This is a genomic window from Salinifilum aidingensis (genome assembly GCF_054782015.1).
Genome location: NZ_BAAGTH010000003.1, coordinates 47,635 through 70,847, shown reverse-complemented (window position 1 = coordinate 70,847; position 23,213 = coordinate 47,635). Strand labels below are relative to the sequence as shown.

General features: G+C 73.0%; 18 protein-coding genes. 14 read left to right on the top strand and 4 right to left on the bottom strand.

All coding sequences use genetic code 11. The annotated features are described in order from the left end of the window. Window positions 1-175: 175 nt before the first annotated feature. Window positions 176-1,093 carry a hypothetical protein gene (locus tag ACYVJE_RS05435; RefSeq protein ID WP_461143579.1) on the bottom strand — a complete coding sequence of 306 codons (918 nt, stop codon included), beginning with the start codon at window positions 1,091-1,093 and terminating at the stop codon, window positions 176-178. On the opposite strand from ACYVJE_RS05435, the gene ACYVJE_RS05430 reads away from it, so the two are divergent. The 9 genes from ACYVJE_RS05430 (at window position 1,085) to ACYVJE_RS05390 (ending at window position 13,355) form a co-directional block, all read left to right on the top strand. Next, window positions 1,085-3,475, top strand: coding sequence for a transglycosylase domain-containing protein (locus ACYVJE_RS05430; protein WP_461143578.1), 2,391 nt, complete (start codon window positions 1,085-1,087; stop codon window positions 3,473-3,475). The genes ACYVJE_RS05435 and ACYVJE_RS05430 overlap by 9 nt on opposite strands. 99 nt (window positions 3,476-3,574) lie before the next feature. Further along, window positions 3,575-5,206: a glycosyltransferase family 87 protein gene (locus ACYVJE_RS05425; RefSeq protein ID WP_461143577.1), complete on the top strand. Its 1,632-nt coding sequence runs from the start codon at window positions 3,575-3,577 to the stop codon at window positions 5,204-5,206. A gap of 95 nt (window positions 5,207-5,301) precedes the next feature. Next, on the top strand, window positions 5,302-6,402 hold the full coding sequence (locus ACYVJE_RS05420) for a hypothetical protein (protein WP_461143576.1): 1,101 nt from the start codon (window positions 5,302-5,304) through the stop codon (window positions 6,400-6,402). A gap of 364 nt (window positions 6,403-6,766) precedes the next feature. Beyond that, window positions 6,767-7,096: a 30S ribosomal protein S6 gene (gene rpsF / locus ACYVJE_RS05415; protein WP_459157740.1), complete on the top strand. Its 330-nt coding sequence runs from the start codon at window positions 6,767-6,769 to the stop codon at window positions 7,094-7,096. Between the two features lie 57 nt (window positions 7,097-7,153). Beyond that, window positions 7,154-7,633: a single-stranded DNA-binding protein gene (locus tag ACYVJE_RS05410; RefSeq protein ID WP_459157739.1), complete on the top strand. Its 480-nt coding sequence runs from the start codon at window positions 7,154-7,156 to the stop codon at window positions 7,631-7,633. 54 nt (window positions 7,634-7,687) lie between these two features. Next, on the top strand, window positions 7,688-7,927 hold the full coding sequence (gene rpsR, locus ACYVJE_RS05405; RefSeq protein WP_459157738.1) for a 30S ribosomal protein S18: 240 nt from the start codon (window positions 7,688-7,690) through the stop codon (window positions 7,925-7,927). A gap of 28 nt (window positions 7,928-7,955) precedes the next feature. Beyond that, complete coding sequence (gene rplI / locus ACYVJE_RS05400; RefSeq protein ID WP_459157737.1) at window positions 7,956-8,408, top strand: 50S ribosomal protein L9; 453 nt, start codon at window positions 7,956-7,958, stop codon at window positions 8,406-8,408. Window positions 8,409-8,991: 583 nt separating this feature from the next. Beyond that, entirely contained in the window at window positions 8,992-10,800 is a 1,809-nt protein-coding gene (gene dnaB / locus ACYVJE_RS05395) for a replicative DNA helicase (protein ID WP_461143575.1), read from the top strand. Between the two features lie 182 nt (window positions 10,801-10,982). Beyond that, window positions 10,983-13,355, top strand: a complete 2,373-nt coding sequence (locus tag ACYVJE_RS05390; RefSeq protein WP_461143782.1) for an ATP-binding protein — start codon at window positions 10,983-10,985, stop codon at window positions 13,353-13,355. Between the two features lie 413 nt (window positions 13,356-13,768). Here ACYVJE_RS05390 and ACYVJE_RS05385 read toward each other — a convergent pair whose 3' ends face one another. Continuing rightward, window positions 13,769-15,196, bottom strand: coding sequence for a M20/M25/M40 family metallo-hydrolase (locus ACYVJE_RS05385; RefSeq protein ID WP_461143574.1), 1,428 nt, complete (start codon window positions 15,194-15,196; stop codon window positions 13,769-13,771). A gap of 54 nt (window positions 15,197-15,250) precedes the next feature. Next, window positions 15,251-15,907 (bottom strand): GOLPH3/VPS74 family protein, encoded by a 657-nt coding sequence (locus tag ACYVJE_RS05380; protein ID WP_459157734.1) that lies wholly within the window; start codon window positions 15,905-15,907, stop codon window positions 15,251-15,253. Window positions 15,908-16,235: 328 nt separating this feature from the next. Here ACYVJE_RS05380 and pdhA point away from each other — a divergent pair, with 328 nt between their 5' ends. From pdhA to ACYVJE_RS05355, 5 genes are all read left to right on the top strand, one after another. Then, complete coding sequence (gene pdhA / locus ACYVJE_RS05375; RefSeq protein WP_459157733.1) at window positions 16,236-17,462, top strand: pyruvate dehydrogenase (acetyl-transferring) E1 component subunit alpha; 1,227 nt, start codon at window positions 16,236-16,238, stop codon at window positions 17,460-17,462. Then, window positions 17,462-18,481: an alpha-ketoacid dehydrogenase subunit beta gene (locus ACYVJE_RS05370; RefSeq protein WP_461143573.1), complete on the top strand. Its 1,020-nt coding sequence runs from the start codon at window positions 17,462-17,464 to the stop codon at window positions 18,479-18,481. The genes pdhA and ACYVJE_RS05370 overlap by 1 nt, the downstream gene beginning before the upstream one ends. 11 nt (window positions 18,482-18,492) lie before the next feature. Continuing rightward, window positions 18,493-20,028 carry a dihydrolipoamide acetyltransferase family protein gene (locus tag ACYVJE_RS05365; RefSeq protein WP_461143572.1) on the top strand — a complete coding sequence of 512 codons (1,536 nt, stop codon included), beginning with the start codon at window positions 18,493-18,495 and terminating at the stop codon, window positions 20,026-20,028. A gap of 179 nt (window positions 20,029-20,207) precedes the next feature. Next, window positions 20,208-21,083, top strand: coding sequence for an SAM-dependent methyltransferase (locus tag ACYVJE_RS05360; RefSeq protein ID WP_461143571.1), 876 nt, complete (start codon window positions 20,208-20,210; stop codon window positions 21,081-21,083). A 266-nt stretch (window positions 21,084-21,349) separates the two neighbouring features. After that, complete coding sequence (locus ACYVJE_RS05355; RefSeq protein ID WP_459157729.1) at window positions 21,350-21,775, top strand: VOC family protein; 426 nt, start codon at window positions 21,350-21,352, stop codon at window positions 21,773-21,775. A 104-nt stretch (window positions 21,776-21,879) separates the two neighbouring features. On the opposite strand, the gene ACYVJE_RS05350 is transcribed toward ACYVJE_RS05355, so the two are convergent. After that, a complete protein-coding gene (locus ACYVJE_RS05350; protein ID WP_461143570.1) occupies window positions 21,880-22,908 on the bottom strand; it encodes a CapA family protein in 1,029 nt (342 codons plus the stop codon). Between the last annotated feature and the right edge of the window lie 305 nt (window positions 22,909-23,213).

Genomic DNA, 23,213 nt, shown 5'->3' with positions numbered 1-23,213 from the left:
GCCACCCGGCAACCAACAGCAGCGCGGTCCGCAGCAGCCGCCGCAGCCGCCTCCTCCCGGTGCCGCGCCCCGGCCGCCGCGTCCGCACGACACCGGGCAACCCCCCCAAGCTTCGCAAGGGGCACAACCCCCTCCGAACCCGGCGGGCCCTCCGCCGAACCCGCCGCCCGCCGGGTCACCACCTGCCGGGCCCCCGCCCGCAGGCGGTCAGCAGCGGCCCGGGCCGCCGCAGCCGGGGAACCAGCCCGGCCAGGGGCAGCCCGGCCAGGGGCAGCCCGGAGAAGCTCAGCACGCCCCGGGGGCGCAGCCCCCGGGGCCGCACGCGCAGCGCCCGGACCAGCAGCGTCCGGACCAGCCGGGGCAGGCCCGCCCGGCTCCACCCGGCCCCGGCGGCGCGCCGCAGGCGCCCGGAACCGGCGCGCCCGGACGCCCCGGTGCGCCGCAACCGCCGGCCGAGGGCGGACAGCGGCAGGAGAGCCCCGCCGGGGAACCGGGGTGGCCGCAGACCGACCAGGGCTCCGGCGACGATTCCGGTGGGCAGCGTTCCTCGCTGATCAGCAGGCTCACCGGCGAGGACGACCCGGAGGCCACGAACGCGGGGCCGAGCGCTCCCCCGCCGACCGCTCCGCCGCCGATCGACTCGCACACGCGGCAGGCACCCCCGCCCGGTCAGCAGCCGCAGTCCCAGCCGCCGCAGGGCGCTCAGCAGGGTGGCCAACCGCCGCAGGGCCGGCCGGTTCCGCCGCCTCCGGGTGGTCAGCAGCCCGGACCACCGCGTGCGCAGCAGCCCGACGCGGGCGGGAGGCCGCACGGCGCCGCCGAGCCCGGTGCCGGTGACGGGCAACCGCCGCGGCCGCCCGCGGCCGGCCCGCCTCCCGGCGGACCACCACCCGGTGGGCAGCAGCCCGGCGGACCATCGCCTGGTGGACAGCAGCCCGGCGGGCAGCAGCGCCCCGACCAGGGGCAGGACGGCCCAGGCCGGGCGGCTGCAGCAGGTGCCGCAGGCGCAGGAGGTGCCGCAGGCGCGGGAGCAGCAGGAGCGGGTGCCGGTGGCTCGGGCGCCGCGGGGCGCGACCCCGGCCTGGTGACGCACGGCGTCGGCGGGTACGACTACTACGCCGCGGCCGGCGAGGGGCCGGACGACGACCCCTACGGCCCCGCGTCCGACGAACCCGGGCCCGGCGACCCCGGGCCCGACGAGGAAGCGACGCACGTCGCGCACTCCCCGCCACCCGGTGATCCCGCGCGCCGGTCCGCGGCCGGGTCGGGCGCGAAGGCCGCGCGGCGCCGGGCGCTGTGGCGGCGCGTGCGCCGCAGCTGCTACGTCGCCGCGTGCCTCATGTTCGTCGTGCCCGTGCTGGTGTTCGTCTACGGCTACTTCAGCTGGAAGACGCCGACCCAGGAGGACATCACCTCGCAGAAGCAGCCGATCCAGATCAACTACTCCGACGGGAGCCGGCTGACCACGGTCGAGGACGAGGGCTCGCGGCGCATGATCAACAGCCTCCAGGACGTCGCGCCGTCCGTGCGCAACGCCACGATCTCGGCCGAGGACGACACGTTCTACAGCAACCCCGGCTTCGACATCATGGGCATCCTGCGCTCGGCGTTCTTCCTGGTGAGCGGCACCGGCAGCGGCGGCGGATCGACCCTGACCCAGCAGTTCATCAAGCTGCACCTGGAGCTCAACGAGAAGAACTCGGACTACGTCCGCAAGGTCAAGGAGATCGTCCTCGCCTACAAGATGACCCAGCAGCAGGACAAGGACGACATCCTCAAGGCCTACCTGAACACCGCCTACTACGGCCGCGGCGCCACCGGCATCACCGCGGCCTCCGAGGCGTACTTCGGCAAGGCCCCCGACCAGCTCACCCCCTCCGAGGCCGCCGTCCTCGCGGGCACGGTCCAACGCCCCTACGACAACGACCCGCGCGGCAACCGCGAGCAGGCGCAGCAGCGCTGGGACTACGTCATGGGGCGGATGGTCGCCAACGGGTTCATGTCGCAGCAGGACCGCGAGCAGGCCGCCATGCCGCAGACGCGGGACCGCACCGAGTGGCGCAAGGACAACCGGCTCACCCCGGTGCAGTCGGCGATCAAGAACCGCGTCCTCGACGAGCTGGAGCGCGAGGGCTACAACCAGCAGACGCTGTCGACCGGCGGGTACAGCGTCACCACCACCATCGACCCGAAGGCGCAGCAGGCCGCCGAACGCGCGGTGCAGGAGACGCTGCAGGGCGAACCGGAGAGCATCCGCACCTCGCTGGTGGCCGTCGACCCGAAGAACGGGGCCGTGCGCGCGTACAACGGCGGCTCCACCGAGGTCGAAGGGCTCGACTACGCCGACCAGCCGCAGCAACCGGGCTCCTCGTTCAAGCCCTTCGTGGCCGTGGCGGGCCTGCAGCAGGGCCAGGGCATCGGCCGGTTCTACGACGGCACCGCGCCGCAGGAGATCGCGGGCACCGTCTTCGACAACTCGGAAGGCGTGGCCTGCGACGTGCCCGAGCACTGCGGCGTGCGCGAGGCCATGACGAAATCGGTGAACACGGCGTTCGTGAACATGGCCACCCAGTTCGGCCCGGGCAAGGTCGCCGAGGCCGCGCACCAGGCCGGAATCCCCCGCAAGTACGGGGAGAACCCGACGCTGCAGAGCCCGAACGGCGGCGTCGAGTCGGGCATCGCCCTGGGCATGTACCCGGTGCGGCCGACCGACATGGCCGCGAGCTACGCGACCTTCGCCAACGACGGCATGCGGGTCGATCCGCACTTGGTGCAGTCGATCTCGCACAAGGTGGAGGGCGAGAAGCAGAAGACCCAGCTGCACACGGCCCAGCCGCAGCCCGCCTACGCGTCGAACCCGGCCGAGAGCAAGAACATCGCGGCCAACGCGGCCGAGGCGATGATGAAGGTCGCCGAGCACTCCAAGATCCCCCTCGCGGGCGGCCGCCCGGTGGCCTCCAAGACCGGTACGCACCAGTTCGGCGACACCGACGACAACCGGAACGCGTGGATGATCGGCGCCACCCCGCAGATCTCCTCGTCGGTGAGCATGCTCGCCGAGAACGAGCAGGGCGAACCGGTCCCGCTGACCGACAGCTCCGGCTCGATGGTCTACGGCTCCGGCCTGCCCGGCGAGACGTGGCAGCGGTTCATGAACTCCTACCACGAGGGACTGCCGATCGAGCACTTCCCGAAGCCGGACCCCATCGGCCAGTTCCAGGACGTGCCGCCGTCCACGCCGGAGACGAGCTCGACGCCGCCGTCCTCGTCGAGCAGCCCGCCGCCGACGTCCTCGCAACCGCCGACGTCCTCGCAGCCGCCGTCGGAGTCGGAGAGCGAGGAGCCGACCTCCTCGGAGCCGTCCGAGGACAACTGCGGCATCTTCGGCTGCCCGGAGGGCGGCGAGGAGCCCGCCGGCCCGCCCGGCATGTCGCAGCAGCAGCAGCCGAGCCGGACCGGACGGGAAGAGGAGTGACCTCCGCCGGCTGACCGGGGTGCGCGGCGCGTCCGCACGGGCGCGCCGCGCACGACCCCGTCGCGGGGGCGGGGCTCCGCCTGCCAGTAGCATCCGGGCGTGTCCACCTCGCGCGAGCCCGCGCCCCCCGCGGGAACCGGCCCCGCCGAGTCGTTCGTGGACGACGACTCGCTCGGCCCGGAAGACCGGTTCGCCGCCACGTGGACACAACCGCTCGCGGCCGCGGCCGGCCGCATCACCGGAGGCCGCCTCGGCCGGCACGCGCAGGTCGGGCGCCAGTGGTTCTGGACCCCGCTGCGCGTCGTCCTGCTGCTCGCGGTGCTGACCCTCACCGCGGCCTGGCTGTTCAAAGCGCCCTGCCAGGTCACCACCGACACCGGCAGCGGACCCCGGCTCAACTGGGACGACCAGCGCCAGTACTCGGCGATGTGCTACAGCGACATCATCCCCCGCTACGGCATGGGGGACCTGGCCGAGCAGGGCACCTTCCCCTACAAGACCTCGTGGGTGGAGAACCCGGGCACCCCCCAGGAGCAGGTCCGCTACATGGAGTACCCGGTGATCACCGGGCTGTTCCAGTGGGTCAACGCCAAGACCGCCGACGGCTGGGCCACGCTCGCCGAGCACGGCTTGCTGCCGGGCGGGCTGAGCAGCGTGCTCTACTTCAACATCAGCACCCTGTGGCTCGGCGCCGCCTGGCTGGTCACCATCTGGGCCCTGGTCGGACTGTGCCGCAGACGCGTGTGGGACGTGGCGATCGCCGCGATCTCCCCGCTGGTGTTCGTGCACGCCTTCACCAACTTCGACGCGCTGGCCACCGCCCTGGGCACCACGGCCCTGCTGGCCTGGGCGCGCCGCCGCACCGCGCTCGCGGGCGTGCTGCTGGGGCTGGGCGGTGCGGCCAAGTTGTACCCGCTGTTCTTCCTCGGACCGCTGCTCGTGGTCTGCCTGCGCGCGGGCCGGCTGCGCGAGGGGGTGCGCACCACGGCGGCCGCGGTGGCCTCGTGGCTCGCGGTGAACCTGCCGATCATGCTCGCCTACCCGGCCGGGTGGGCCGAGTTCTTCCGCCTCAACAGCACGCGACCCGCGGATCCGGACTCGCTGTACAACGCGCTGATGTACTTCACCGGCTGGGCCGGCTTCGACGGCCCGCTCGCCGAGGGGCAGCCCCCGAGCGTGCTCAACGCGGTCAGCACGGTGCTGTTCCTGGCGCTGTGCCTGGCCGTCGGCTGGCTCGGCCTGGCCGCGCCGCAGCGCCCCCGGCTGGCCCAGCTGTGCTTCCTCGTGGTCGCGGCGTTCCTGCTCACCAACAAGGTGTGGAGCCCGCAGTACTCGCTGTGGCTCGTGCCGCTGGCCGTGCTCGCGCTGCCGCGGTGGCGGCTGCTGCTGGCGTGGATGGCCGTGGACGCGGCCGTGTGGGCACCGCGCATGTACTACTACCTCGGCCCCGGCAACGGCGGTCTGCCGGAGGGCTGGTTCCTGGGGGCGGTGCTCGTCCGCGACGCCGTCGTCGTGGCCCTGTGCGTGCTCGTCGTGCGCGAGGTCCTCCGGCCGCGCACCGATGCGGTGCGGCGCGACCTCCGCGTGCCGGGCCGGCGCGTGCCGGACGCCGCCGACGACCCGACCGGCGGGGTGTGCGACGGCCTACCGGACCGGGTGCGCCTGCCCCTCCCGCGGCGCCCCCGACAGGTGACCGTTGCCCCGGGAGTCGACCCGGCTGTGCAACGCTGAGTAGCCTTCCCCGCGGCACCGTTACTCGAACCGGTGTTGCCCCGTTGAAAGATCTGACAGAGTCGACACGACCCGATCGACGCCGGAGGCCCACGATGGAGCGTTCCTCACGGCCGGCGGACGGCCCCGCCGGGCGGCGCGCCAAGCGCACCCTCGCCACCAGCACCGCGGCGGTCGCGTTCGGCGCGAGCGTGTTCGCCGGTGCCGGGGCCGCCCAGGCCGAGCCCTCCACCGAACCGCTCGTCGTGGACAGGTCCCTGGCCGTCGTCGACGCCACCGTCGGCCAGCCCGTCGCCATCGACCCGGCGACGATGGACTTCAAGGTCCGCGAAGCGGTCCTGCTGGCCCTCCCCCTGGCCTTCGACCAGGCCGACGCGGCCAGCAGCCGCTTCGCCGAGCTCGCCCCCATCTCCCTGGACCGGGCCCAGGAGGGCAGCACCTTCTACTCCGGTTCCGAGATCGCCGAGGCCGCCGCGCCGCAGCTGTCCGAGATCGGCCTGCCCGCGGACAAGGTCGAGGACGTGCGCCGGCACTTCGACAACCTCGTCAGCCTCGGCAACGGGATCACCGTGCGCGGCGAGCAGCCCGCGGAACCGGAGGAACCGGCGCCCGCCCCGGACGAGGGGGAGGAGCCCGCGCCGCCGCCCTCGGAGCAGCCGCCGTCCTCGGAACCGTCCGAACCGGCCGAACCCTCCGAACCGGCCCGGCCGCCGGAGTCGTCCGAACCGGCCGAGCCGGAACCGCGCCCGGACGCGCAGCCCGAACCGCGGACGTCCGAGCCCGCTCCGGCCACCCCGGTCGAGTCGCGCCCGGACGCGCAGCTGCCCGCCTGGGCGCGCGGCGGCCAGGGCGTCACGAGCATCCAGCCGGACATGAGCACTCCTCCCTCCGCGGGCGAGCTGCCCGATCTCGGCGAGCTGCTGGGAGGCAGCGGTGATGCGCCGACCACGCCCGCGCCGGAGAGCTCGCAGGAGGACGGCGCGCGCGGTGCCGCGGGCGGTCAGGACCGGACGAGCGGGCAGGACCCGGGTGCGCAGGACCGCCAGCAGGCCGACGCGCGCGCCGCGGGCCGGGCAGAGGCGGTTCCGACGAGCGCGTCCACCCCGAGCATCACCACGCCGGTCGTGCTCGCCGCGGCCGCGTTGGCCGTGGTCAGCGCCGGTCTGGTGCGCACCTGGGTGCTGCGCCGCCAGTGACCGCCGGTGCGCCACCGGTGATCCGCCGGTGCGCCGGCAGCGCGCCGCCGACGATCCGGCAGTGAGCGGCGGTGCACCCGCCGACGAGGTCGAGCGGTGGACATGTCGCGAGAAATGTCCACCAACTCCGCTCAGGTGAGGTTCTCGCGCAGCCGGGGCAGCGCTGTTCTCCGATGCTGATCACCCGTGCTGATCAGCGGGAACGCCCGTCGGGGCCGGGGTGCGGCGCCGGATCGCGGCAGCCGGGGGTCCGCGGGCCCCCGCGGTGCGGGCGGCGCGTCCTGCCTTGCTAGCCTTGACGGGTTCGTCGATAGACGAGCCTCCTGCCACGGAACGTCCGTGGCCGCGAGTCCATGGGAGGTGAATGGTCTTTATGCGTCCTTACGAGCTCATGGTCATTCTTGACCCGAGCCTCGACGAGCGAAACGTCGGCAAGTCGATGGACCAGTTCCTCGAGGTCGTGCGCAACGGTGGCGGCAGCGTCGAGCAGGTCGACGTGTGGGGCCGTCGGCGGTTGTCCTACGAGATCAACAAGCACGCCGAGGGCATCTACGTGGTGCTGGACGTCAACAGCGAGCCGGCCACGGTCGCCGAGCTCGACCGCCAGCTGAACCTGAACGACTCGGTGCTGCGCACGAAGATGCTGCGGAAGGTCGAGCCGCGCAAGTCCAAGGCCAAGAAGAGCAAGGCCTGACGCCGGTTCGCAGCCCGCGCAGGCGAATCCGCATCCGACTACTGGAGTCTGAAGGCCATGGCTGGTGAAACCGTCATCACGGTCGTCGGCAACCTCACCGCCGACCCGGAACTGCGCTTCACACCGTCCGGTGCCGCGGTCGCCAACTTCACGGTCGCCTCGACACCCCGCACCTACGACCGCCAGGCCGGGGAGTGGAAGGACGGCGAGGCGCTGTTCCTGCGCTGCAACATTTGGCGGCAGGCCGCGGAGAACGTGGCCGAGTCGCTCACCCGCGGCATGCGCGTGGTGGTGCAGGGCCGGTTGCGGCAGCGGTCCTTCGAGACGAAGGAAGGCGAGAAGCGCACCGTGGTGGAGCTGGAGGTCGACGAGATCGGCCCGTCCCTGCGCTTCGCGACGGCCAAGGTCAACAAGGTCGGCCGGGGCGGTTCCTCCGGCGGCGGTGGCGGCGGGGGCTTCGGCGCCTCCGACGACCCGTGGGGCTCGGCCCCGCCTGCGGGCTCCGGCGGCGGATTCAGCGACGAGCCGCCCTTCTAGGCGCGGCTCCCCTCGACACTTGACGACGTTTTTCTCGCACAGGAGGAACAACCGATGGCCAAGGCGCCCGTGCGCAAGCCGAAGAAGAAGGTTTGCGTTTTCTGCACCGACAAGAGCGCGCCGCTGATCGACTACAAGGACACGACGCTGCTGCGGAAGTTCATCTCGGATCGCGGCAAGATCCGCGCGCGTCGGGTGACCGGCAACTGCAGCCAGCACCAGCGCGACGTGGCCACTGCCGTGAAGAACGCGCGGGAGATGGCGCTGCTGCCCTACACCTCGACCGCCCGCTGATCCGCGAGACTGGACAAGGAGACACGTCGTGAAGATCATTCTGACCGCTGACGTGGCGGGTCTCGGCGAGTCCGGTGACATCGTCGAGGTCAAGCCCGGCTACGCGCGCAACTACCTGCTGCCCCAGGAGAAGGCCATCGTGGCCACCGCGGGCGCGGAGAAGCAGGTGCACAACCTGCGGCGCGTCCAGGAGTCCCGCCGCGTGCGGAACCTGGAGAACGCGCAGCAGCTGCGCGAGCAGCTGCAGGAGCTCGGGGACGTCAAGCTGATCGCGAAGGTCTCCCCGAAGGGCAAGCTGTTCGGCTCCGTCACCGCGGCCGACGTGGCCAACGCGGTGCGCGAGGCCGGCGGTCCGCCGCTGGACCGCCGCACGCTCACCCCGCGCGAGCACATGAAGGCCCTCGGCAAGTACACGGTGGACGTGAACCTGCACCCCGACGTGCAGACCACCCTGCGGGTGGAGGTCACCACCGCCAAGTGAGGGCGAACCGGTTCCGGCCGCAGTGCGCTCCGCACCGCGGCCGGAACCGGAGCATCTCCGGCTCGGTCCGGCTCCGCAGAACACCGCGAGCCTGCTTGTGGACAACTCGGGACGGCGTCCCCAAGGAATCCCCAAGGGCGTCCACAGGGTTATCCACAGGGTTTGACCTGCGGTCTCGGCGTTCGACCTGCGCATATCCGCAGTCGATCCCCATCTGATCCGGTGAAGCACCGAATTGTCCCCAGAGTTGTCCACAAGGGGGTCGCACCGGTGGGGACATGTGTCCGCAGCCCCGAGCGCGCACATCCGGACACGTGTGTCGCCGTGCCCGTCCACCCCCGTGGTCCCGCCCGGCCCGGCGGCCCCGTCCCCACCGGTGATGCGCACCGCGCGGCGCAGCAACCCCCCGCGGCTCCCGCGCGCGACAATCGGAGTCGCACACCCGTGCGCCTCGGGGACCGGCTCGCACCGCGGTCCGCCGGCGCACTCCCCCCGGACGCCGCTGAGCGCACCGCGCGGTCGGCGGGTCCGACCCGGATCGACCACGTGGCCACGACACGCCACCAGGAGGTGACCGGTTCCGGTGGCATCGCCTGACTCCCCCGAGACTCTCCCCCCCGAACCGGGCGGCGACAACGGCTCCTTCGACCGCCAGCCGCCGCAGGACATCGCCGCGGAGCAGTCCGTGCTCGGCGGCATGATGCTGAGCAAGGACGCGATCGCCGACGTCGTCGAGGTCGTCCGCCCGAACGACTTCTACCGCCCCGCGCACCAGGCGATCTACGACTGCGTCCTCGACCTGTACGGGCGCGGCGAACCCGCCGACGCGGTGACCGTCTCGCACGACCTCGACCGGCGCCAGCAGCTGCAGAAGGTCGGCGGCGCACCGTACCTGCACACGCTGCTGGCCACCGTGCCCACGGCGGCCAACGCCGGGTACTACGCCGAGATCGTCGCCGAGAAGGCCGTGCTGCGCCGTCTCGTCGAGGCCGGCACCCGCGTGGTCCAGCTCGGCTACCAGGGCGGTGAGGGCGCCGAGATCGACGAGGTCGTCGACCGCGCCCAGGCCGCCGTCTACGACGTCACCGAGCGCCGCGTCAACGAGGACTACGCCGCGCTGGAAGACCTGCTGCAGCCGACGATGGACGAGATCGACGCCATCGCCTCGCGCGGCGGGGAGTCCCAGGGCATCCCGAGCGGGTTCGCCGACCTGGACGACGTCACCAACGGCCTGCACGCGGGGCAGATGATCATCGTCGCCGCCCGGCCCGGTGTCGGCAAGGCGCTCGCCCTGGACACGCCGCTGCCCACGCCGGGCGGTTGGACCACCATGGGCGAGGTCGCCGTCGGCGAGCAGCTGCTCGGCGCGGACGGCTCGCCCACGGCGGTCGTGGACGCGACCGGGGTGCTCACCGAGCGCAGCTGCTACAGCGTCGAGTTCTCCGACGGCGCGGCCATCACCGCCGACGCCGAACACCGCTGGGCCCTGGACGGCGGGCGCGTGCTCACCACCGCCGAGCTCGCCCGGGTCCTCGGCGACGTCCCGGGCGGCGATACCCCGAACGACGAGGCCCCGGTGATCGCCGGCCGCCCGGAGCTGGCGGTCACCGCCGTGCACCCGGTGGACAGCGTGCCGGTGCGCTGCGTGCAGGTCGACGCGCCCGACCGGCTCTACCGGGCCGGCCCCACCGGCATCCCCACGCACAACTCGACGCTCGGCCTGGACTTCGCCCGCGCCGCCTCCATCAAGCACCACATGGGCAGCGTCATCTTCTCCCTGGAGATGGGGCGCACCGAGATCGTCATGCGCATGCTCTCGGCCGAGGCCCGCATCCGGTTGGCCGACATGCGCGGCGGCTCGATGAGCGACGAGGACTGGACCCGGCTGGCGCGGCGGATGAGCGAGATCAGCGAGGCGCCGCTGTTCATCGACGACTCGCCGAACCTGACGATGATGGAGATCCGCGCCAAGGCGCGGCGGCTCAAGCAGCGCCACGACATCCAGCTCGTCGTCGTGGACTACATGCAGCTGATGACCTCCGGCAAGAAGGTCGAGTCCCGGCAGCAGGAGGTCTCCGAGTTCTCCCGGAACCTCAAGCTGCTCGCCAAGGAGCTGGAGATCCCGGTCGTGGCGATCTCCCAGCTCAACCGCGGCCCGGAGCAGCGCAACGACAAGAAGCCCCAGCTGGCCGATCTTCGCGAATCGGGTTCCCTGGAACAGGATGCGGACATGGTCATCCTGATCCACCGGCCGGACGCGTTCGAGCGGGACGACCCGCGCATGGGCGAGGTGGACCTGATGCTGGCCAAGCACCGCGCCGGCCCGACCTCGACGGTGACCGTGGCGCACCAGCTGCACTACAGCCGCTTCGTCGACATGGCCTCCGAGTAGTGGCGCACCAGCTGCCGCCGGCGGCACCCGCGCCGCCGGCACCACCCGCCCGGCCCGGGCCGCGCCCCGCTCCCGGCACGCCTGCGGACAACCCCGCGGACAGCTGAAGCGGAGCTGCTCGGGACGGGCACGAACCGGAGTTCACCGCCTACACTGCGAGCAGAGCTCTGCTGAGGCGGGTGATGGTCATGTCGTCCAGCCGCGAACGCACGATCGAGCCCGGGACGTCCCGGCTCGGGCACGAGGCGGAGCTGACGAGCTTCGTGGGGCGACGTGGTGCCGTCAGCGGGATCAAGCGACTGCTGTCGAACTCGCGCCTGGTGACGCTGACCGGCACGCCCGGGGTCGGCAAGACGCGGCTCGCCCGGCGCGCCGCGCACGACGTGCGCAGGGCCTTCCCCGGTGGTGTGCGCTTCGTCGAACTGGCCGACCTGCCGGAGCCGGCCGATGTCGCCGTCGCGGTGCTCGCCGGGCTCGACCAGGACGCGGAACCGCACCACCCCGTCCCGGGCGGGCGCGCGTCCACCCCCGCTCGCCCGGCCGCCGGGGAGCCGGCCGATGCGGAGACCTGGCTGGCGCGGCACCTGTCCGGGCCGCGCGTGCTGCTCGTCCTCGACGGCTGCGAGCAGCTTGTCGAGGACTGCGGTGATCTCGTGCGCGAGCTGCTCGCCGCGGTGCCCTCGCTGCGGGTGCTGGTCACCAGCCGCAGCCCGCTCGGCATCGCGGGCGAGCAGGTGTGGACGGTGTCGCCGCTGAGCCTGCCAGGGTTCGAGCGCTCGGGCGAGATCGCCGCCTCGGAGGCGGTGCGGTTGTTCACCGCGCGGGCCTCGGCGGTGGCGCCCGGTTTCACGTTGAACGCGGACAACGAGCGGCGCGTGGCCCGGGTGTGCCGCCAGCTCGACGGGTTGCCGCTGGCCATCGAGCTGGCCGCGGGCTGGATGCGCTCGCTGTCGATGGACGACCTGATCGAGCGGCTCGCCGACCCCTACGCCCTGCTGAGCGCGGGGGCCCGGGACGCGCCACCGCGGCACCGCTCGCTGCGGGCCGCGGTGGAGGCGAGCTACGCCCTGTGCACCCCGGTGGAGCAGGCCGTGTGGGCGCGGCTGTCGGTGTTCACCGGCGGGTTCGAGCTGGAGGCGGCCGAGGAGGTCTGCGCCGGGGACGGGTTGAACCGCTCGGACGTGTTCTCCGCGGTGGCGGGGCTGGTGGACAAGTCGGTGCTGCAACCGGAGCCGCAGGACGACCGCGCCCGGTACCGGCTGCTGCGCACGATCGGCGAGTACGGGCGCCACCGCCTGGGCTCCGGGCCGGTGCGCGAGCGGTTGCGGCGGCGGCACCGGGACTACTACCTGCACCTGGCCGAGGACGTCGACGTGGCCTGGCTCGGGCCGAACCAGGTGGAGTGGCTGGGGCGGCTGCGCGCCGACCGGGGCAACTTCGACGCGGCGCTGGACTACAGCGTGACCGAGCCGGGCGAGTCGGACGAGGCGCTGCGGCTGGCGGCGGCGCTGTGGTTCGCCTGGATCGCCAGCGGGGAGCTGCGCGCCGGCTGGGAGTGGTTGACCCGCGCGTGGGAGGCGGCCGACGAGCCGAGTTCCCCCGGGGACGCGGTGGCGGCGCGAGCGGCGGTGGTCACGGCGCTGATCGCGGCGCTGTCGGGGGATGTCGCGGCGTGCCGGCAGGCGTGCGCGGGGGCGCGTGCGGTCGGGGCGAGCGATGACGACCTGGCGCAGGCCACGGGGCTGGCCTCGTTGCTGGAGGGGGATGCTGACGAGGCGTGGCGGTGGCTGTCGCTGGCCGTGTCGCGCTCCCGGGAGCGCGCGGTCAGCGGCGCGCTGGGGATGCCGAACCTGGCGCTGGCCGCCGTGGTGCGCGGGGAACCGGAGCGGGCGCGCGAGCTGTGCGAGCGGTGCCAGGAGCTGTGCGCCGAGCACGGCGAGCTGTGGTGCTGGTCGTGGGCGGATGTGGTGCTCGGGCTGGTCGAGTGGTCGGTGGGGGACGTGGCCGCGGCGTTGACGCGGCTGCGGGAGGCGCTGCGGGTGAAGTACCTGTTCCGGGACGTGCTGGGCATCGTCACCTGCCTGGAGGCGGTGGCGTGGGTGGAGGTCGGCCGCGGCCGGGCCGTGCGGGCGGAGCGGCTGTTCGCGGCGGTGACCGAGCTGGCCCCGGTGGCGGGTGGTTATCCGTTCGCGCTGGGGGCGTTCCGCGCGTGGCGCGCGGAGGCGGTGCAGCGGGTGCGCGCGGCGCTGGCGGAGCGCGATCGGGCTTCGGCGGCGGAGCGGGGCGCCCGGTGCACGGTCGACGAGGCGGTGCGGTTCGCCCTGGGCGGTCGCCGGGCCGATTCCGGTGCGGAGGTCCCGGCGCAGCTGACGCCGCGGGAGCGGGAGGTCGCGCGGTTGGTGGCGCGGGGGTTGTCGAACCGGGAGATCGCCGAGCGGTTGGTGATCGCCAAGCGCACGTCGGACAGCCACGTGGAGCACATCCTGGCGAAGCTGGGGTTCACGTCCCGGGCGCAGATCGCGGCGTGGGTGGCCGAGCAGCGCGTCGAGGCCTGAGAGCCCGTTCCTCGACCTCGCGTACCTGCTGCGCGGGGCCGGGCCGGGGGCCGCGGGATCGCTCGGGGAGGTCATCCGGGACGTCTCGGTATGGATATCGGTACTTCGACCGGTTCCGCCGCGCGGCCGCGAGGGGCGAGTGTGGAGTCACCCGGCGAAGCCGGGTTTCACGTTCCGAGAAGGCGGTACCCGCCTCGGGTGAGGCGCGTGCAGCCAGCACGTTCCGGTCACCGCGACCGCCGGGTGCCCAGCTGTGTACGAGGAGGTACGTGCTCGACCACTGGCCGAGCGGCGGCACCTGCCCCAGCCATCCCGCCGCCGGCCGTCCTGGCAGCGGGGTGGATGCGCAGCATCGACGGCGATGACGGGAATCGCCCCATCCGCCCCGCTGCTCTCATGTCCGCACCCGCGCCTCACTCCTGGGGGCGGTGCGCGTGCGCGTCGAGGACGTGGCCGATCGCCGAGGTGACCTTGGCCGCGAACGGCAGGTTGAGGGCTTCGTCGGGCACGTGCGCGTTGCTTCCCGGGCCGAGCGCGCCGGTGACGACGAACTGCGCGTTCGGGTAGGTGCGCTGCAGCAGGCCCATGAACGGGATGGATCCGCCGAGGCCCATGGTGCGCCAGTCGGCTCCGAACACCTCGCTGCTGGCGGTGTCGAGGGCGGTGCGCAGCCACGGTTGCGGGTCCGGGGCGTTCCAGCCGAGGCCTGCCTCGGTGTGGTCGATGGTGACGTGCGCGCCGGAGGGCACGTCGGTGGTCAGCGCGTCGGTGACGGCCCGCAGCGCGGCGTCCGGGTCGGCGGTGGGCGGCAGGCGGAAGCTGAGCAGCAGCGTGGTCCAGGGCCGCAGCACGTTGCCCGCGTTCACGGGCAGCGGCAGGCCGTCGGCGCCGGTGACGGACAGGGTGGGGCGCCAGGTGTTGTTCAGGTTGAGCTCGGTTTCGTCCTCGGTCACGGGGCGCACGCCGTCGGGCAGGGCGATGGCGTCGCGGACGAGTCCGGGGGCGGCTTCGACGGCGGCGCGGGCTTCGGCGGCGCGGTTGTCCGGGATGGTGACGTTGAGCTCCGGCAGCAGCAGTTCGCCGGTGCGGGAGTCCTCGATGCGGTCGAGCAGCTGGCGCAGCACGCGGAAGGAGCCGGGCACGATGCCGCTGGCGGTGCCGGAGTGCTGGCCGGCGTCGAGCACGCGGACGCTGACCTCGACCTGGGCGAGGCCGCGCAGCGAGGTGGTCAGCCACAGCCGGTCGTAGTCGCCCGCGCCGGAGTCGAGGCAGATGACGAGGCCGACGTCGCCGAGCCGGTCGGCGAGGTGCTCGAGGTAGGCGGGCAGGTCGGGGCTGCCGGACTCCTCGCCGGTCTCCAGCAGCACGACGCAGCGCTGGTGGGCGCCGCCGTGGGCGCGGACGGCTTCGAGGGCGGTCAGCGCGGCGTAGCCGGCGTATCCGTCGTCGACGGCGCCGCGGCCGTGCAGGCGGTCGCCGCGGACGACGGGGGTCCACGGGTCGAGGCCGTCCGACCAGCCGCCGGCCGGGGGCTGCTTGTCCAGGTGGCCGTAGAGCAGGACGGTTTCCTCGCCGGAGGCGCCGCCGTGCGCGGGGACGTCGATGAGCAGCAGCGGGGTGCGCTCGGGCAGGTGCACCACGTCGATGGTGGCGTCGGGCAGGTCGCGTCCGGCCGCCCAGCGGCGCAGGTGCTCGACGGCCGCGTCGAGGTGCCCGCTGGTCTCCCAGTCGGGGTCGAACGCGGGCGAGACGGCGGGGATGCGGACGAAGTCGGACAGGCTCGGCAGGACGTCCGCGTCCCAGGTGTTCTGCACGGTGTTGTTCAGCGCTGCGCGATCCACACCGCGATCCTATGCCCGCCCGCGGCTGCGCGGCCCGTCGCTTCGGGATCTCGCCTACTGGCTGCCGAGGGCGGTGGGGACGACGGCCGCGGCCATGGTGGTGGTGATGGTGCTGTCGATGTGCGCGGGCAGGTTCTCGGCCTTCGCGATGGAGCGCAGCGCGGCGGTCTCGTCGCGGGTGAGGCCGAGGGAGTGGCCGATGCCGGTGCGCTGGACGAGGGCGCACAGCAGCGCTGTGCGGTCGTCGATGGTCTCGGGGTGGGCCAGTGCGGTGCGGATGTCGTTGATGCTCCGGTCCCGGTTGCCCTCGTCCGGGTAGTAGCGGTCGTCGGGGATGAGTCCGAGGAACCGCTTGGGCACGTGCCGCAGCAGGCCGTTCTCGACGAGGTTGTGCCGGTGCGTGCGCAGGGTGCGGGAGCGGTTGGCCAGCCACCAGGACAGGTCGGTGCGCGCGGTGCCGTTCCTGGTGCGCTCGGCCAGTTCGGTGATGATCGCGTCGAGCCAGGGCAGTCCGGTCGTGCCGGTGTCGTGCAGGGCGAGGTCGTGCCCGGTGCGGTGGCGGTGCAGGGTGACGTGCCCGCGCAGCACGAGTTCGCCGATCTGGGCGGCGGCGACGGTGCTGTCGGCGGCCGGGGTGAGGTACTGCGCGCCGTCGGGCTTGTGCAGCAGCAGCGTGATCTCGTCGGGCACGGTGGGGAAGTCGCGGCTCACGGGCACAGTATGCGTCGTGCTGGACGCGGGCGGTAGTCGTTGCTCGTGCGATGGTCGGCCCCCGCGTTAGTCGGATCTCCATTGCTTTGATGACCTGCGGATTCCCCGTCGCCGCGGGGGGCCTACGGTGGCGTCGCCGAACCGTTCAGGACGGGCGGTTCTTGTGGCAGGCCTCACGGAAGCGGCCGAGTTCGTGCAAGGATGGCGGAAAGCGATCCAAGCCCCGGATCGCCCGGCGGAGGGCCCACAGGCCGTCTCCGGCGGCGGTCCGGGGTGTGTCGGAACGGTCGCCACAAGCGGCCTGACCGGCGTGAGCTGAGGAGGCAACATGTCCCCCGAACGTTGGACGCGTGACGGCACCGCCGATCCCGGGAGTTCCGGCCCACCTGCCGCGACCGCAGCAGTACCCACAGGGGAGCAGGTGATCGCCGGTTTGCGGGCGACGAGTGAAGGTGGAGCTGCCCTGGTGCAGCTCCTGACGCCGGAGGGCCAGCGGGTCAGCCCGAGCGATTGGAGCTTGGACGTCTCCGCGGACGAGTTGCGCGGGTTGTACCGCGACATGGTCCTGGTCCGCCGGTTCGACGTGGAGGGCAACGCGCTGCAGCGGCAGGGCCAGCTGGGCATCTGGGTGCCGCTGCTGGGGCAGGAGGCCGCGCAGATCGGTGCGGGCCGCGCGCTGGGGCCGTCCGACATGGCGTTCCCGAGCTACCGCGAGCACGGGGTGGCCTGGTGCCGCGGCATCGACCCGACGGAGCTGCTGGGCATCTTCCGCGGTGTCGACCACGGCAGCTGGGACCCGTTCGAGCGGGGCATGCACCTGTACACGATCGTCATCGGCAACCAGTGCGTGAACGCCGCCGGCTACGCCATGGGGCAGCGGTTCGACGGGCGCGTCGGCGACGACGAGGGCGAAGCGACGATGGCGTTCTTCGGTGACGGCGCGACGAGCCAGGGCGACGTGCACGAGGCGATGGTGTGGGCCTCGGTGTACGAGGCGCCGGTGGTGTTCTTCTGCCAGAACAACCAGTGGGCGATCTCCGAGCCGGTGGAGCGGCAGACGCGCGCTCCGCTGTACCACCGGGCCAGCGGTTACGGCTTCCCCGGTGTGCGGGTGGACGGCAACGACGTGCTGGCGTGCCTGGCCGTGTCGCGGTGGGCGCTGCGCGAGTGCCGCCAGGGCGGCGGTCCGGTGTTCGTCGAGGCGGTCACCTACCGCATGGGGGCGCACACGACCTCGGACGACCCGTCGCGCTACCGGATGGCCGACGAGGCGGAGACGTGGAAGCTCAAGGACCCGATCGAGCGGTTGCGGGTGCACCTGTCGCGGGAGCACCTGGCCGGGCAGGAGTTCTTCGACTCGGTGCAGGCCGAGGCCGACGAGTTGGCGGAGCGGTTCCGCGACCACTGCACGCGGTTGCCGGATCCGGCGCCGGAGCGCATGTTCTCGGAGGTGTACGCCCAGGAGAGCCCGCGGGTGGCGGAGCAGCGGGAGGAGTACCTGCGCTACCTCGCCGGGTTCGCCGATGCCGAGGCGACCGCGGGAGGTGGTCGGTGATGGCCGCTCCGACGACGGGTGCGCAGACGCAGGCGGCGTCCGCGCAGCAGTCGGTGACGCTGGCGAAGGCGTTGAACATGGCGCTGCGCTCGCGGATGGAGGCCGATCCGCGGGTGCTGGTGATGGGTGAGGACGTCGGCCAGCTGGGTGGTGTCTTCCGCATCACCGACGGGCTGCACAAGGACTTCGGGGCGAGCCGCGTGCTGGACACCCCGCTGTCCGAGTCGGGGATCGTGGGCACGGCGATCGGGTTGGCCATGCGCGGCTACCGGCCGGTGTGCGAGATCCAGTTCGACGGGTTCATCTTCCCCGGTTTCGACCAGATCGTGTCGCAGTTGGCGAAGATGCGGTTCCGCTCCCAGGGCAAGGTGCCGATGCCGGTGGTGATCCGGGTGCCGTTCGGCGGCGGCATCGGCGCGGTGGAGCACCACTCGGAGTCGCCGGAGAGCCTGTTCGCGCACGTGGCCGGGTTGAAGGTGGTGGCCTGCTCGAACCCGGTGGACGCCTACTGGATGCTGCAGCAGGCGATCGACTCGGACGACCCGGTGCTGTTCTTCGAGCCGAAGCGCCGCTACTACGAGAAGGCGGAGCTGGACGTGGCGGCGGCTCCGGTGCCGCTGGAGTCGGCGCGGGTGCTGCGCTCGGGCACGTCGGCGACGCTGGCGACCTACGGGCCGATGGTGCGCACGTGCCTGGACGCGGCGTCCGCGGCCGCGGAGGAGGGCACCGAGCTGGAAGTGGTCGACCTGCGCTCGCTGTCGCCGCTGGACCTGGAGCCGGTGTTCGCGTCGGTGCGGCGCACGGGGCGCCTGGTGGCCGTGTCCGAGGCCCCCGGCGAGTCCTCGGTGACCTCGGAGGTCGTTTCGCTGGTGCAGCGGCGCTGCTTCTACTCGCTGGAGGCGCCGGTGCTGCGGGTGACCGGTTTCGACACGCCGTACCCGCCGAGCAAGGCCGAGGACGGCTACCTGCCGGATCTCGACCGCGTGCTGGCCGCCGTCGACGAGGCCCTGGCCTACTGAAGGGGAGTGGCATGATCAAGCGTTTTCCGCTGCCCGACGTGGGCGAGGGGCTGACGGAAGCGGAGGTCCTCGGTTGGCGGGTGAGTCCCGGCGACGAGGTGAGCGTCAACCAGACGATCGTGGAGATCGAAACGGCCAAGGCCACGGTGGAGCTGCCCTGCCCGTGGGAGGGCACGGTCTCCGAGCTGCTGGCCGAACCGGGCCAGACCGTCGCGGTGGGTGCGCCGATCGTGGCGATCGACGTGGCCGGGGAGGCGGGTTCCGAGGAGGCCTCCTCGGAACCGGCCGCGGCGGGGTCGGCGAGCGCGGGCGAGGGCAACAACGGCTCGGTGGCCACGCTCGTCGGTTACGGGCCGCGGGAGAGCTCGACGAAGCGCCGGCCGCGGAAGCGCTCCGGTGCGGCCGGGACTTCCCCGACCGGCCCCGCCGGCAGCGGTCCGGCCGGGAGTGAGGCCGCCGGCAGCGGTCCTGCCGGCAGCAGCACCGCCGGTAGCGGTCCGGCCGGGAGCGACGCCGCCGGCGGCACCGGCAGTGCGGGGGTCGAGCAGCCCCCGGCTGCGGGGGGTTCCGGCGGCGCGGCTGCGCAGGACGGGGTCGCCGCGGGAGCTGCCGCGGCGGGGTCCGGCGGTGCGGCCTCCGGGCGGGACGGCACGGGTCCCGCCGCGGTGCAGGAGGTGCCGCTGGCCAAGCCCCCGGTGCGCAAGCTCGCGCGCGACCTGGGCGTGGACCTGCGGCAGGTGACCGGTTCGGGTGCGGGTGGTGTGATCACCCGCTCCGACGTGCAGGCCGCAGCCGCTCCTGCCGCGGAACCCGCGGCGGCTGCGCCGGAGTCCGCTGTGGACTCCGGGCGTCGCGAGCACCGGGTCCCGGTCAAGGGCGTGCGCAAGGCCACCGCGCAGGCCATGGTGGACAGCGCGTTCACCGCGCCGCACGTCACCGAGTTCCTCGCGGTGGACGTGACCGAGTTGATGCGGTTGCGCGAGCGGCTGCAGGCGCGGTCGGACTTCTCCGAGGTGAAGCTCACGCCGCTGGCCTTCGCCGCGAAGGCGGTGTGCCTGGCGCGGACGCGCACGCCGGACGTGAACGCCGCGTGGGACGAGCAGTCCGGTGAGATCGTGTACAAGGACTACGTGCACCTGGGGATCGCCGCGGCGACCCCGCGGGGGCTCGTGGTGCCGAAGGTGCGCGATGCCGACCGGATGTCGCTGGTCGAGCTGGCGCGGTCCGTGCAGGAGCTGACCGGGACCGCGCGGCAGGGCGCGACCCGCCCGGAGGACATGCTCGGCGGCACGTTCACGATCACCAACGTCGGCGTGTTCGGCGTGGACGCGGGTACGCCGATCATCAATCCGGGCGAGTCGGCGATCCTCGCGCTCGGCGCGGTCCGGGAGATGCCGTGGGTCGTGGACGGCGCCGTGGTGCCGCGGCAGGTGTGCCAGCTGGCGCTGAGCTTCGACCACCGGGTGGTCGACGGCGAGCAGGGGTCGCGGTTCCTGGCCGACGTGGGGGCGCTGCTCTCCGATCCCGGGGTGGCGCTGACGTACTGAGGGAGTCCACCGATGTGGACGATCTCCGTCCGTTTTCTGGCGCGGTGACTGGAATTGCTGGTCACAGCGCCAGAAAACCTCTCCCGGGTGCTGTGTGTGATGCCACAGACGCGGGATGTGCGGTGCCGGTGCATCCGAAACTAGTTCGTGATGCTCACGAACAGTGGAGGAGGTTCGCGGTGACCGCGCAGCACGAGCAGTGGGACATCGTGCACGGTGTCGGCCTCACGGCCCTGGCCGTGGCCGCAGGCCGCGCACTCGAAACCGCACGTCCCGGGGGGATGATCACCGACCGGTACGCCGCGGAGCTGGTCCGCGCGGCGGAACCCCCGGTGCCGATGCCGACCGACCCCCGGCAGGTCTCGGACAACGCCGATCTCTGGGAGTTCCTCTCCGTCCACATGGGTCTGCGCACCCGCTTCCTCGACGGCGTCTGCGAACGCGCCGCCGCCGGCGGCGCCGAGCAAGCGGTCATCCTCGCCGCCGGGCTGGACGCCCGGGCGTTCCGCCTGGAGTGGCCGGAGAAGGCCGCGGTGTTCGAAGTGGACCAGCCCGCCGTGCTGGACTTCAAGGACCGGGCGCTCGGCGAGCTCGACGCCGTCCCGGCCTGCGCGCGGACCAGCGTGCGCGCGGACCTGCGCGAGGACTGGATCGGCGCGCTGACCGAAGCGGGCTTCGACCCGCAGCGGCCCACGATCTGGCTGGCCGAGGGGCTGCTGCCGTACCTGCCCGCGGAGGCCGAGCAGCGGCTGCTGCGGCTCGTCCACGACTCCTCCGCACCCGGCAGCACCCTCGCCGTCGAAGGCGGCTCGCCGAGCGCGTGGCTGGACCACCCGGAGTTCCAGCGCGCGTCCGACTCGTTCGGCATCGACATGGCCGACCTGCTCCACGACGACGAACGCGCCGCCCCCGACGCGCAGTTGGGCGAGCTCGGCTGGCGGACCGCCCGCACCACGATCGGCGAGCTCGGCCGCGACGCGGAACGCGGCACGAACGAGCTCGTGGCGCAGGTGGCCGACTCCCACTACTTCGTCACCGCGGACCTCCCGGGGTGATCCACGGTGCTGCGGGGCCGCGCGCGGCAGCGCTCCGAGGAGCCGTAGGCACCACCCGGGCGGGTCGCAGTCACCCCGCGAGGACGCCCCCGGTGACCCCGAGCGGTTCGCCGCACCCCACCTGACCAGGGGTTTGTGCACTTCCCGAGAAATGCGCGGCGACCTCGACCAGGTGAGCTGCTCGCGCGCCGGGGTGCGCCGCGCACGCAGCGATCCCGCCGACGCGGGGCTACGCTGCGGAAGAACTGTTCCGAGGGGAGCGCACCATGGGTTCTCGGCTCAATCCGTACCTCACCTTCGACGGCACCACGCGGCAGGCGATGGAGTTCTACCGGGAGGTCTTCGGCGGGCGGCTGGACATGAGCACGTTCGGCGAGTTCGGCGTCGGCCGGCACGCCGAGGCGGACAAGGTCATGCACGCCATGCTCGACACCGACCTCGGGTTCACGCTCATGGCCTCGGACGTTCCGGAGGGCATGGAGCTCAAGCCGGGGGACAACATCGCCATCGCCGTCAACGGCGACGACGTCGCAGCGCTGCGGGGCTACTGGGAGCGGCTCGTCGCGGACGGCACGGTCACGATGCCCCTGGAGAAGCAGGTGTGGGGCGACGAGTTCGGCATGTGCACCGACCGGTTCGGCATCCAGTGGATGATCGACATCGGCACTGCCGAGAACTCGCCCTCGTCCTGAGGCCCGACTCCCCGGGCGGGCCGTCGGGCGCTGACCGGCGGGCACCGCGACGCCGGTGCGCGCACGGGGGACCGCCGGCGGGGCGGCGCGCCGCGGCAGCTCCGTCAGTCGCTGCCGAGAACCGACAACCCCGCTTCTGCCCCGCCGCGGCTCTCCACCACCTCGGTGGTGCGCGCCATGGCTTCCTCGAGCCGAGCAGCGCCGGCCGTGCCGACGTCCCCGCCGTCGAGCCCCGCGGCGACGTCGAGCACTTCGAGCGGTGGTTCGTCGGTCTGGTGGAGGGGCAGGTATTCGGCGTCGGTGACGGCGAACTCCCCGGTGCTGACGTCTTCGGTGAACGTGAAGCTGGTCAGCAGTCCCTCGGACTTGGGGCCTTCCGGCTCGGAGTGGTTGGCCACGAGGTTGCCCATGCCGTACACCACCCACTGGCCGTCGAAGTTCTCGATCGGCTGCACGACGTGGGCGTGGTGCCCCAGGAGCAGGTCGATGTCCGGTGACGCGATCAGCTCCGGGGCGAGTGCGCGTTGCTGCCCGTTGGGCTCGTGCTGGTACTCGCCGCCCCAGTGCATCGCGGTGACGACCACCTCGGCGCCCTCCTGCCGGGCGGCCGCGGCATCGTCGAGGATCTTCGCCTCGTCGATCTCGTCGCTCCGCCAGGTTTCGCCGTCCGGGTGCGAAGCGCCGTTGAACCCGAACGTGTAGGAGAGCAGCGCGACCTGCACCGATCCCGATCCGGCGGGGACGTCGAGCATGGTCGTCCGGTCGGCTTCCTGCGCGGTCCGCGCCGAGCCGGCGTGCGCGATGCCGGCTGCGTCCAGCGTGTCGAGGGTGCGGTCCACGCCCGCGGCGCCCTGGTCGAAGGTGTGGTTGGAGGCCGTGGTGCAGGCGTCGTACCCGGTGTCCGCCAGCGCGGTGGCCACCTGCGGCGGGCCGGCGAACCTCGGGTAGCCCTCGTACGGGCCGCCTCCGGCTGCCAGCGGCACTTCGAGGTGGCAGACCGCCACGTCGGCGGCTTCGACGACGGGGGCGATGCCCGCCAGCTGCGGGGCGAAGTTCATCCCCTCGCCGGCACCGGCGTCGCGCTCGGCCTGGTGCCACAGCGGTTCGTGCAGCAGCACGTCACCGGTGCCCACCAGAGTGAACTCCCTGGGCCCTGGACTGGTGCCGGGGTGGGCCGCGGCGCCACGTCCGCCGGCGGGAGTGCGAGCGACCCCCCTGGTTCGTCGGCAGTGCAGCTCGCGGCGGACAGCACGACGACGGCGAGGACGGGCGCGGTGCGACGCCTGGTGAACATTCCGGGGAACGTACCGGCACGTCAGCGGTGGTGCAGGGCAGTGCGCGGGCGTCCCCGACCCCGGCGGTGCTCGAGCTGGCGTCGCGCGGGTCCGGCCAGCACGAGCACGCACGAGCGCTCGACCTCCCCCGGTTCCTCCGCGGG

What these genes read in the sequence shown, in the direction of transcription:
- pdhA (WP_459157733.1), top strand. Translation starts at nt 16,236, where the DNA reads ATGTCCCCCGAACGTTGGACGCGTGACGGCACCGCCGATCCCGGGAGT.
- ACYVJE_RS05370 (WP_461143573.1), top strand. Translation starts at nt 17,462, where the DNA reads ATGGCCGCTCCGACGACGGGTGCGCAGACGCAGGCGGCGTCCGCGCAG.
- rpsR (WP_459157738.1), top strand. Translation starts at nt 7,688, where the DNA reads ATGGCCAAGGCGCCCGTGCGCAAGCCGAAGAAGAAGGTTTGCGTTTTC.
- ACYVJE_RS05390 (WP_461143782.1), top strand. Translation starts at nt 10,983, where the DNA reads ATGGTCATGTCGTCCAGCCGCGAACGCACGATCGAGCCCGGGACGTCC.
- rpsF (WP_459157740.1), top strand. Translation starts at nt 6,767, where the DNA reads ATGGTCTTTATGCGTCCTTACGAGCTCATGGTCATTCTTGACCCGAGC.
- ACYVJE_RS05410 (WP_459157739.1), top strand. Translation starts at nt 7,154, where the DNA reads ATGGCTGGTGAAACCGTCATCACGGTCGTCGGCAACCTCACCGCCGAC.
- ACYVJE_RS05365 (WP_461143572.1), top strand. Translation starts at nt 18,493, where the DNA reads ATGATCAAGCGTTTTCCGCTGCCCGACGTGGGCGAGGGGCTGACGGAA.
- ACYVJE_RS05420 (WP_461143576.1), top strand. Translation starts at nt 5,302, where the DNA reads ATGGAGCGTTCCTCACGGCCGGCGGACGGCCCCGCCGGGCGGCGCGCC.
- ACYVJE_RS05355 (WP_459157729.1), top strand. Translation starts at nt 21,350, where the DNA reads ATGGGTTCTCGGCTCAATCCGTACCTCACCTTCGACGGCACCACGCGG.